This window comes from Flavobacterium sp. W22_SRS_FK3, from assembly GCF_052113665.1.
GTDB lineage: Bacteria > Bacteroidota > Bacteroidia > Flavobacteriales > Flavobacteriaceae > Flavobacterium.
On sequence record NZ_JBGQOF010000014.1, the window covers coordinates 63,731 to 75,593 of the forward strand.

At 34.8% G+C, this 11,863-nt stretch carries 9 protein-coding genes; 4 read left to right on the top strand and 5 right to left on the bottom strand.

What is annotated here, in order from left to right:
- Nucleotides 1–49: 49 nt before the first annotated feature.
- From ACEN2I_RS14465 to ACEN2I_RS14485, 5 genes are all read right to left on the bottom strand, one after another.
- A complete protein-coding gene (locus ACEN2I_RS14465) occupies nt 50–1,750 on the bottom strand; it encodes a sodium/sugar symporter (RefSeq protein WP_441766807.1) in 1,701 nt (566 codons plus the stop codon).
- A 272-nt stretch (nt 1,751–2,022) separates the two neighbouring features.
- A complete protein-coding gene (gene galE, locus ACEN2I_RS14470; RefSeq protein ID WP_441766808.1) occupies nt 2,023–3,036 on the bottom strand; it encodes a UDP-glucose 4-epimerase GalE in 1,014 nt (337 codons plus the stop codon).
- A gap of 1 nt (nt 3,037) precedes the next feature.
- Entirely contained in the window at nt 3,038–4,087 is a 1,050-nt protein-coding gene (locus tag ACEN2I_RS14475; protein WP_441766809.1) for a UDP-glucose--hexose-1-phosphate uridylyltransferase, read from the bottom strand.
- 2 nt (nt 4,088–4,089) lie between these two features.
- The gene (gene galK, locus ACEN2I_RS14480; protein WP_441766810.1) at nt 4,090–5,262 is read right to left on the bottom strand and encodes a galactokinase; all 1,173 of its coding nucleotides are present in this window, start codon (nt 5,260–5,262) and stop codon (nt 4,090–4,092) included.
- 26 nt (nt 5,263–5,288) lie between these two features.
- A complete protein-coding gene (locus tag ACEN2I_RS14485) occupies nt 5,289–6,335 on the bottom strand; it encodes an aldose epimerase family protein (protein ID WP_441766811.1) in 1,047 nt (348 codons plus the stop codon).
- Nucleotides 6,336–6,435: 100 nt separating this feature from the next.
- On the opposite strand from ACEN2I_RS14485, the gene ACEN2I_RS14490 reads away from it, so the two are divergent.
- The 4 genes from ACEN2I_RS14490 (at nt 6,436) to fsa (ending at nt 11,856) form a co-directional block, all read left to right on the top strand.
- Nucleotides 6,436–7,434 carry a GntR family transcriptional regulator gene (locus ACEN2I_RS14490; RefSeq protein ID WP_441766812.1) on the top strand — a complete coding sequence of 333 codons (999 nt, stop codon included), beginning with the start codon at nt 6,436–6,438 and terminating at the stop codon, nt 7,432–7,434.
- A gap of 113 nt (nt 7,435–7,547) precedes the next feature.
- Entirely contained in the window at nt 7,548–8,693 is a 1,146-nt protein-coding gene (locus ACEN2I_RS14495; protein WP_441766813.1) for a geranylgeranyl reductase family protein, read from the top strand.
- A gap of 441 nt (nt 8,694–9,134) precedes the next feature.
- Entirely contained in the window at nt 9,135–11,177 is a 2,043-nt protein-coding gene (locus ACEN2I_RS14500; protein WP_441766814.1) for a transketolase family protein, read from the top strand.
- 22 nt (nt 11,178–11,199) lie between these two features.
- Complete coding sequence (fsa, locus tag ACEN2I_RS14505) at nt 11,200–11,856, top strand: fructose-6-phosphate aldolase (RefSeq protein ID WP_441766815.1); 657 nt, start codon at nt 11,200–11,202, stop codon at nt 11,854–11,856.
- Nucleotides 11,857–11,863: the final 7 nt, after the last annotated feature.

An 11,863-nucleotide genomic window follows, 5' to 3' on the forward strand; every position in this document is an offset into this window, starting at 1 on the left:
GAAACGAATTTTAGTTTCAGACTTTTTTAATTAATTAAAAAGCTATTTTTTACCAGAACTTAATATATAAAGCTGCAATAATCAACAATGTAATTACAATTAAAACCATAGTTTGTGGTCTTACTTTGAACATTTCTGTATCCAATTCGAAAGCTTTAGGATTTACTTTAGGTCCTGCAAAACTGATTGCAATCATCAAAATCATAGTAAATACAAATGATAATCCCATACAGATGTGGAATGGAATTTCATATACTGGGATTCCGTCTACAACTTTTCCATTAGGCCATGCGGTATACAACAAAGTTTCATTTCCGAATAATGCAGGAGCAAACTCGTTGAACAATACAGATAATAAGAAACCTGCAATTACACCTACAATAGCAGCTGTACCAGTTGTTCTTTTCCAGAACATACCAAGGAAGAACATTGCAAATACACCTGGGCTAATGAATCCGGTGTATTTTTGAATGTAAGTGAAACCACCCACACCACCAATTCCAAGAACGTCATTCCATGTAAATAAAACTGCTAGAAGCATCGCTGCAAAAACAGCATATCTTCCGATGTTTACCTGATGTCTGTCGCTTGCACTTTTTTGGATGTATTTTTTATGAACGTCTAATGTATAAATAGTAGAGATACTGTTTACTTTACCCGCCAAAGAAGCTACAATTGCAGCCGTTAAAGCAGCAACAGATAATCCTTTTAAACCTGTTGGCAAGAAGGTTAACATTGCAGAATAGGCTCCGTCTTTTCCACCAACTAATTGTGGCAAATGTCCACTTTCATATAAAACATAAGCAGCAATACCTGGCAACATTACGATTAATGGCATTACTAATTTTAACATACCTGCAAACAAAATTCCTGTACGCGCTGTTTGTAGGTCAGCTCCTAAAGCTCTTTGGGTAATGTACTGGTTACAACCCCAATAGTTCAGGTTGATGATCCAGATACCTGCCAAATAGGACATTAATCCCGGGAAAGTTAAATATTTATCAATTTCTAATTGAGAAGAAGTTGCTGTAGGTCTGTCAATTATCATTTTAAAATGTTCAGGTGCTTTATCCATCAATACGTTAAAACCGGCAATAGCATCCTGACCAAAACCAAAATACTGCCCAACTGTTGTTAAAGCAATATATGAAGTAACCAAACCACCAATAATTAAAACAGCTACCTGAATTACGTCAGTGTAAGCCACAACCTTCATACCCCCTAAAGAGATAATTAATGCAAAAACAGCAAGAGCAACCATGATAGCGTGCAAATACTCTCCTCCAGCCAATCCGTTAATAGCAACGGCTCCTAAATATAAAATAGAAGTAAGGTTTACAAAAACATACAAAAACAACCAGAAAACCGCCATAATCAAAGCAGTAGAGTCGTTGTAACGTGTTTTTAAGAATTGTGGCATCGTGTAAATCTTATTTTTAAGATACACAGGAATAAACCAAACTGCTACGATAATTAAGGCGACTGCAGCAAGCCATTCGTAGGCAGCAACTGCAATTCCAAGGAAAAAGCCCTCACCACTCATTCCGATAAATTGTTCTGCTGAAATGTTTGAAGCAATTAAAGAAGCTCCAATCGCCCACCATGTAAGTGTTCCTTCGGCAAGGAAATACGCCTTAGCATCGTGTTCGTTTTTTTCGCGTTTGCGATAAATCGTATATCCGTAAATGGATACGACGAGAAAATAAATAATAAATACTGCATAATCTGCAACAGCAAGGTTCTGGCTCATTTGTTAGTAATATTTGAAATTAATAAAAGTGATTTTTGATAGTTTTAAAGTTTATTTTTAATGTGAAATGTCAAAAACAGTTGACAATGGTTGCGAAACTAAGTAATTTATTCTTTTAATTCGAAAAAAAATACGATATGTATTTTAATTTTGCTGTATTTTTAGCAAATCGAAAATCAAAAGTAAAGTAAAAATAGTTACGGACAATGTAAATAAATGTGTTTTTTACATTTGTAACAAAAAGATATAATTTCTATATTTTACTAGGCTTTTTATTGTCTTATCTTTTGTTCCCACTTCCAGGCACTGGCAATCGCGTCATCAAGGCTTAATTGTGTTTTCCAGCCTAGGACATTATTTGCTTTATCAGTATTGGCATAAGCTTCTGTCACATCACCCTCTCTTCTGTCTACAATTTTATAAGGTAATTTTTGTCCGCTTGCTTTTTCAAAAGCAGTGATTACTTCCAGAACTGAACTTCCGGTTCCGGTTCCTAAATTGAAAACCTCCAATTTGTCTGTATTTGTTTTGTTTACTAATCGCTGCATGGCAATTACGTGTGCTTTTGCCAGATCGACAACATGAATGTAATCACGAACACAGGTTCCGTCTACAGTTGGATAATCATTTCCATAAACGGATAATTCTTTTCGTAAGCCAACACCTGTCTGTGTAATAAAAGGAACTAAATTTTGTGGAACTCCCAGCGGTAATTCGCCAATTTCGTTTGACGGATGTGCGCCAACCGGATTAAAATAACGCAATAAAATGGCATTCAGATTGCTTATTTTTGTCACATCCGTAATGATTTCTTCTCCAATTTGTTTGGTGTTTCCATAAGGTGACATTGCTGGCTGTATAGAAGTAGATTCTGCAATTGGCATCTTTTCGGCCTGACCGTAAACCGTACAGGACGAACTGAAAATAAAGTTTGCTTCCGTTTTTTGCTGCAACTCCTGAAGTATATAAACCAAAGAATTTATGTTGTTTTCGTAATACAGTAAAGGATTCTGAACGCTTTCTCCCACAGCTTTTGAAGCTGCAAAATGAATCACACCTGAAACATCAGGATATTTTTTAAAGAAATCCTGAACTGCAGTTTTATCTCTTAAGTCGATTTGTTCAAAAATCGGTTTTGTGCCTGTAATCCTTTCGATGCCATCTAAAACTTCAATCGAAGAATTAGAGAGGTTATCAATTACGATTACTTCGAAATTTTCGTTTTGTAATTCTACAACGGTGTGTGAGCCAATAAAACCTAACCCACCAGTAACGACTATTTTCATCTTATTTGTTTTTATAATGTATATCAGATTGTTCCCTTAAAATGGCGGCACTTTTTTCCGGAGTAATATCACGTTGTGATTCGCCTAACATTTCATACCCTACCATGAATTTTTTTACAGTAGCCGAACGTAACAATGGCGGGTAAAAATGCATGTGAAATTGCCATTCTTCATGTGGCTGCCCGTCTGTTGGAGCCTGATGGATTCCTGAAGAATAGGGAAATGAGGTATTAAAAAGATTATCGTATTTTGTAGTCAGCTGTTTCAAGATAACGGCATACGATGTAACTTCTTCTGCTGTAAAATCGGTAATTTTGGTAACATGCCTTTTGCTGATAATCATGGTTTCGTAAGGCCAGATTGCCCAAAACGGAACTAATGCTGCAAAATGCTCGTTTTCTATTACAATCCGGTCTTCCTTCAATAATTCAGCTTTAAGATAATCTTGCAAAAGATTACGGTTGTTTTTATTGAAATAGGCTTTCAGGTTATTTTGTGTTTTCTCCACCTGTGTTGGCAATGAAGACTGCGCCCAAATTTGTCCGTGCGGATGCGGATTGCTACACCCCATAACACTTCCTTTATTTTCAAAAATCTGAACGTGGTTGATATAGTCGATATTGCCTAAATCAGTATATTCTTTTTGCCAGGTGCGGATAATATTTTCGATACCGTCAATTTCCATTTCTGGTAAAGTAAGATCGTGTCTAGGCGAAAAGCAAACGACTCTCGAAATTCCTCTTTCAGGCTGTGCCTTAAAAAAAGTTTGTTTGATGTCATCTTCGTACATGATTTCGTCCTGTTTCATCGCGGCAAAATCATTTTCAAAAACAAACGTGCCTTCATAATTCGGATTTTTCACACCATTGGCGCGAACATTTCCCGGACATAAATAACAGGTTGGATCGTATTGAGGTAATTTTTCAGTCGAAATAATTTCGTTTTGACCTTGCCACGGTCTTTTTGCACGATGAGGTGAAACTAAAACCCATTCATTTAGTAATGGATTGTAACGTCTGTGCGGATCTTCGTTAATATCAAAATTTCTCATTCTTAATTTGTAGTGGTATAAAGTGATGTTCCGTTTGAGACCTTCACATCATAAATTTTTAAATCAATTCCAAATGTATCAAAATAAAGACTAGTAAACGCTTCTTTTACCCTGTTTTCATGACCTTTCCTGATTAAAGTTATGGCACAGCCTCCAAAACCGCCTCCCATTAATCGGGAACCAATTACGGCTTCATCTTTTTTAGCCTCTTCCACAATAAAATCTAATTCGGCACAGCTAACTTCATAATCTTTAGATAATCCGGCATGGGTGTCAAAAAGCAATTGTCCTAAAAGTTCAATATTTCCGTTATCCAAAGCTTCACAAGCCTGTGTAACGCGAAGAATTTCTTTTACGACAAAATGCACTCTTTTAAAAACAATTTCATTCATTTTATCTTTAAGACTCAAAACCTGTTCTTCGGTACAATCCCTGAACGTTTTGATTTCAGGAAAATTATTTTTGATGATCGAAAGTCCTTCCTCACACTCTAATCTTCTGTTGTTATATTCAGATGTAAAAAGCGAGTGTTTTACATTACTGTCAAATAAAACCAATGAATAATCCTTGAAATCAGCATTGTGATATTCGAATTCCAAAGTGTTGCAATCTAATTTTATTACTTTATTTTCAAGTCCGTGAACGCTTGAAAACTGATCCATAATACCACAATTAATACCAACCCAATGTTCTGCCTTTTGTCCTAATAAAGCAATATCCTGTTTTTCAATTTTTAAATCGAAAAGCTCTTTAATTCCGAAAATCATTCCACATTCTAAAGCTGCAGATGATGATAATCCTGAACCAACCGGAATATTGCTGCTAAAAACACAATTGAAACCTTCGAAAGAAAAACCATTATCCAGCAATTGTTTGATAACACCCAAAATATAATTTGTCCAGACAACCTCGCTTAATTGAATTGTTTGCGTCAGGTCGACTTCAAATTCTTCATTAAGATCAATAGCGATAATTTTGGATGTTTTGGAATTGCTTTTCTTAAAAGCAAAACAAATAATTTTGTCAATAGCGGCAGGTAAAACATAACCGTCATTATAATCGATATGTTCGCCGATAATATTAATCCTTCCAGGGGAAAGTACGATTTTTTGAGGGACTGTTCCGAATGATTTCTCAAAAAAAGCAGTGGTATTTTGTATTAAAATCTCGTTCATTATTTTTAATTTTCTGTATTGTTTTTTTAATTTATATTTTCAAATTTATAAATGGTAGTCTGCTGGTATTCGTCCCCCTTTTTCAAAACAGAACTAGGAAAATGATCATGATTTGGTGCATCAGGGAAATTTTGGGTTTCAAAACAAATTCCGCTGATTGGAGTGTAATTTACGTTTTCTTTTCCTTTCAAAACATCAAAGCAATTTCCGCCCACATAAATATGAACGCTGGGCTGATCCGTATAAACACTCATCTTTAAATTATTTTTCGGACTCAATAAGTGGGCAGCAATCGCGACATCTGTATTAATGACAAACGAATTGTCAATAGAAGCCGGACAGTTTTTTGCAGTTCTGAAATCGAAATCATGACCGTCAAGCACAGTGAATTTTCCGGTTGGAATACTCTCATTGTTTGTTTCCAGCATTTTATCCGCGTCAATAAATATTTCCTGATCGAGTACATCTGCATCATGACCATTAAGGTTGAAATAACTATGATGGGTAAGATTTATAACGGTATCTTCTGTAGTTGTGGCTTTATATTCGAGTTTTAATTCGTTTTCTTCCGTTAAGGTATAGGTTAAGAAAACATGTAGTTGTCCCGGATAATTTTCGTCTAAATTTTCGCTGATGAGATGAAAAGTTACCAATTGACCGTTTAAATCCGTAACATCCCATATTTTTTGTCCAAAACCGATTTTTCCACCATGTAAAGCGTTTCCGTTATTGTTTTCGACCAGTTCAAATGTTTTATCATTTAAGGTAAAACGTCCTTTGTTGATACGTCCTGCATAACGTCCTACAGTTGTGCCAAAATAAGGCGCATTAGGCAGATTATAAGATGCGATATAAGCATCTGGATTGTCAAAACCCAAAACAACATCTGTCATTTTTCCATCTAAAGCAGGAATTTGTATTGAAGTTACGGTGGCGCCATAGTTCGTAAGCTGTACTTTCATTCCGTTTTTATTGGTCAGTTCAAAGCAATAAATTTCTTCATTATCAGGAGCTAAACCAAACAATTTGCAATTAGAGTACTCTTGTAAATGCGATATATGTTTTAATTTCATATTATTTTTATCAAAAGTGAAAATTCAAAATTATATTTATTTTAGGTTGTTGTATACCAGTACCTACCAGTTTTTGTATATTGCAAAAAAAATCTTTTTTATGAGCATCATTTCTATTCAAAATAATCTTGGTCTGCCAAAATATAAGCAGATAATTCTTTCAGTTGAAAAAGCAATTGATGAAGAGAAGCTGAAAAAAGGTGAGAGGCTTCCTTCTGTAAACAAGGTCTGTCTGGCTTTCTCCTTATCACGTGATACCGTGCTGCAGGCATATGATGAGCTTAAAAAACGAGGGATAATTTATGCAATTCCTGGCAAAGGCTATTATCTTAAAAGTGTTGAAACCAGTATCAAACAGAAGATTTTTTTGCTTTTTGATGAACTTAATATTTTTAAAGAAGACATTTATAATTCATTTTTAAAAAATATTGGTAAAAATGTTCAGGTAGACATTTTTTTTCATCATTTTAATGTTCCGGTTTTTAAAAAACTAATCAATGACAGTAATGGAAATTATACCAAATATATTATCATGCCAACCAACTTAATCGGTATAGTTGATTCTATAAAAACCCTACCAGTAAATGAAGTAATTATTTTAGATCAGACAAATTCGGACTTGAAATCCTATCCTGCCATTTATCAAAATCATCAAAAGGATATTTTTGAAGGACTTTACAAAGGAAGATTAAGGCTAAGTAAATACAATAAATTGATCTTAATTTTTCCCGGATTCAGAGAGCCGTTAGGAATGAAAACCGGATTCGAAAATTTTTGCACCGAACATCATTTTGATTACGAAATTATTAGTCAATTTACCGATCATGAAATCGCAATAGGAGATTTATATGTTATTCCAAATGATCGTGATCTGGTTGGCGTAATTGAAGAAGCCAGAAATCACAACCTGAAATTAGGAACTGATTTTGGTATTATTTCCTATAATGAAACCCCTCTGAAAAAAGTAGTTGCGCACGGAATTACTACTATTTCAACCCATTTTGAAGCTATGGGAAAAATTCTGGCAGAGATGGTTCTTAAAGGAAAAAAGGAACAAATAGAAAACAAGTGTTCTTTAATTATGAGAAATTCACTTTAGGATTTGATGGACTGTTCGAATTTTTTTTAAATTAAATAACGGGTTTAACTACAATCAGAAGCAATCAATATTTTGTTTTTTACAATGTTTATTTTAGTTTTGGAAAAAAAAAAATGAAAGTATTTGATGTTGCCATCATTGGAAGTGGTCCAGCCGGAGCTTCTGCAGCTTTTGAATTATCGAAAAACGGAATTACAACTGTCATAATTGAAAAAGAAACGCTGCCCAGATACAAAACTTGCGGTGGTGGTTTAGTTCATAGAGGTAGAAAAAACATTCCTTTTGATATTTCATCTGTTGTTGAAAAAGAATTTCATGAAGTAGATACTTATTTTTCAAACACAAACATCAAACTTACAACAAAAAGAGACAAACCCATAATTAGCATGATTATGCGGGATGCTTTCGATAATCTGATTGTAGAAAAAGCAAAAAAAAATGGTGTTACTCTTTTACAAAACCATAAAGTTACAGATATTACTTTTGGAGAGATCCAAACACTTCATACTTCCGATGGAGATATACAGGCAAAATTTATTATTGCCGCAGATGGTGCATTAAGCCCGATAGCTAAAATGGCTGGATGGAAAGAAACCCGAACTGTCATTCCTGCTTTAGAATATGAGATAGAAGTTCCTTTGGCCGATTTTGCAAGATTATCAAAAAACGTCCGTTTCGATATAGATGCCATTCCGTATGGTTATGCCTGGTGTTTTCCTAAAAAAAATCATTTATCTGTTGGTGTGTGTGTTTTAATTAAAACAAAACAAAAGATTGATTTGAAAAAACATTATGCGGAATATTTAAAAGTTTTAGGAATTACAGAAATTACAAGCGAAGACGCTCATGGATTTATGATTCCTGTTTCTCCAAGAACGGATACTTTTTTTCAAAAAAATGTTTTTTTAATTGGTGACTCAGCAGGATTTGCCGATCCTGTTCTTGCAGAGGGTATTTCAAATGCCATATTAAGCGGGGTTTTAGCTGCACAATCCATTATCGAAGGTAAACTTGATCCGGTAAGGTCTTCAGAATTGTATCACGAAAAATTAGAAAACAGCATTTTAACAGAAATAAAATCGGGTGTGATTTTGTCGAAAATTTTCTATACAAAAAGAATATTACGCAATTTTATTGCCAAAAAATATGGTCCTTTTTTATCAAATGCGATGACAGATATTTTTATGGGAGTCAGAACCTATCCTAAAGATTATAAAGCGGCGATCCGAAAAAAAATTAAAGAGATTATTTTTAATTAAACAATAATTCTACCATTCCGTTTTCAGAACTTATTCAGGATTGTATATTTCAATTAACAAATTTAGATAACTTTAAAACCGAAGTTATCAAATCAGAATAAAGATCTTAAAAACATTAGACATTTCTATATGTTTATGTCCAACACGTTCTATTAAAGCAGATCGTCTGATTTAATCATTTGCTTATTCTGTTGGATAAATTATATTTTATTTCATATCTCATTATAAAATAATTAAAAAATTGGCTAAAAAAATAAACAAAATATTTTTTGCTTTTATGAAATTATTTTACATACATTTGTAAATGTAAATTTTACACTTATTTTTTAATTTGTTTTTGCCGATTGTTTTTAGAATTCTTTCTGTTTAAACTAGTATTTGTAAATTGAAAAAACTCTAACTAAAAACCACAAAAATCATTACCCAAAAAAGCTTTAGAAAATGAACAACAAAATAGACCAATTAGCAGCAGATAACATACGTGCTTTGTCGATCTCAATGGTAGAAAAAGCCAATTCAGGCCACCCAGGAGGTCCGATGGGAGGAGCTGATTTTATGCATGTTTTATATAGCGAATTTTTAAAATACGACCCAACAGATATGCACTGGATTTTCAGGGATCGTTTTTTTATGGATGCTGGACATCTTTCGGCTTTGATGTATGCACAGTATTATTTGCTTGGTAATTATGAAAAATCAGATTTAGAGAATTTCAGGCAATGGGGTTCTGCTACGCCGGGACATCCCGAAATTGATGTAAAAAGAGGTGTCGAAAATACCTCCGGACCTTTGGGTCAGGGTCATGCAATGGGAGTTGGAGCAGCTATTGCAGCGAAGTTTCTATCAGCACGATTTGATAATCTGTTCAGCCATAAAATTTATAGTTATATTACAGATGGCGGCGTACAGGAAGAAATTTCACAAGGGGCTGGGCGTATCGCAGGACATTTAGGACTGAATAACTTTATTATGTTTTATGATTCTAATGATGTGCAGCTTTCATCGATGACTGATGAGGTTACCAATGAAAATACTGCAATGAAATATGAATCCTGGGGATGGAAAGTGATGACGATAGATGGAAATAACCATGATCAAATTCGTAAAGCGCTTACTGATGCCAATAACGAAACAGAAAGACCAACCCTGATTATTGGCAGAACCATAATGGGCAAAGGCTCTGTAACTGCTGATGGAACCAAGTATGAAGGAAAATGCGAACTGCACGGTAAACCCATTGGCGCTACCAAAGCCGATTTTAATAAGACACTGCAAAATTTAGGTGCCAACACACAAGATTCATTCGCTGTATATAAAGAAGTTGCAGCACAGTATACTGCGATTATTGATAAAAAAAGAAAAGAATCTGCAGACAGGAGATCAAAAATTGCGGACTGGGAAAAACAAAATCCTGCCCTGGCACAAAAAATCCAACAGTTTTTCTCTGGAGATTTACCTGACTTAGATTTTAGCAGTATTGTTCAAAAACCAAATGCAGCCACACGTGATGCATCGGCGGCTGTTTTAGGATATTTAGCAGAAAATGTAGAAAACATGATCGTATCTTCTGCCGATTTATCAAATAGTGATAAAACAGACGGTTTTTTAAAAAAATCATCCGTTTTAAAAAAGAATAATTTCAGTGGAGCATTCCTGCAGGCTGGAGTGGCTGAATTGACAATGGCGGCAATCGCTAACGGAATCGCACTACACGGAGGCGTAATTCCTGTTGTAGCAACATTTTTCGTATTCTCAGATTATATGAAACCAGCCATTCGTCTGGCAGCGATTCAGGAACTTCCGGTAAAGTATGTCTGGACGCATGATTCTTTCCGCGTAGGCGAAGACGGACCAACGCATCAGCCTATTGAACAGGAAGCACAGATCAGGTTGTTGGAAAAAATCAAAAACCATTCGGGAGACCAAAGTTTATTAGCATTACGTCCGGCAGATGCAATCGAAACTTCTGTTGCCTGGCAGATGGCACTGGAGAATAAGAAAACTCCAACGGGACTGATTCTTTCCAGACAGGATATTAAAGACATCCCAACTCTTGGAACTTCAAGATTTGAAGAAGCAGGCAAAGCCAAAAAAGGAGGATACCTGGTTAAAGAAATTCAAAATCCAGATATTACCCTAATCGCCAACGGATCTGAAGTGGCAACATTAATCGATGCAGCTGCTGAACTTGAAAAAACAATAAATATCAAAATAAATGTAGCCTCGATAATCTCAGAAGGACTCTTCAGATCACAGTCAAAAGAATATCAAGAAAGTGTAATTCCAACAAACGGACTGGTTTTTGGACTTACGGCAGGGCTTCCTGTGAATCTGGAAAGTCTGGTTGGAAACAACGGTAAAGTTTTCGGATTGGATCATTTTGGATATTCAGCTCCGGCATCAGTTCTGGATGAAAAATTTGGTTTTACGAGTAAAAATGCAGCAGAACAAATCAGTCATTATTTAAAAGAGAACAATTTTTAATTCATTAAAATAAAAAAGAGAAATGAAATTTTTTATAGATACAGCAAACTTAAAAGATATTAAAGAAGCCAATGATTTAGGGGTTTTAGATGGTGTTACTACAAATCCGTCATTAATGGCAAAGGAAGGAATTTCTGGAGCCCAAAATATTCTGGATCACTATATAAAAATTTGTGAATTGGTTGAGGGTGATGTAAGTGCAGAAGTTATTTCAACAGATTTTGAAGGAATGATTGCCGAAGGTGAAAAACTGGCTGCCCTGCATCCGCAAATTGTGGTAAAAATACCAATGATAAAAGATGGTGTAAAAGCCATTAAATATTTTTCAAATAAGGGAATCAGAACCAATTGTACTTTGGTATTTTCATCCGGACAGGCCTTATTGGCAGCAAAAGCAGGTGCAACTTATGTGTCACCTTTCATTGGTCGATTAGATGATATTTCAACAGATGGGATGAATTTGATTGAAGAAATCAGGTTAATTTATGATAATTATGGTTTTGAAACTCAAATATTGGCGGCTTCCGTTCGAAATGTAATGCATGTTATCAATTGTGCAAAAACAGGATCAGATGTTATTACAGGACCTTTGAGTGCGATCGAAGGATTATTGAAACATCCATTAACAGATATTGGTTTAGCTGCTTTTTTGGCAGATTATCAAAAAGGAAATAGCTAAATTTTAA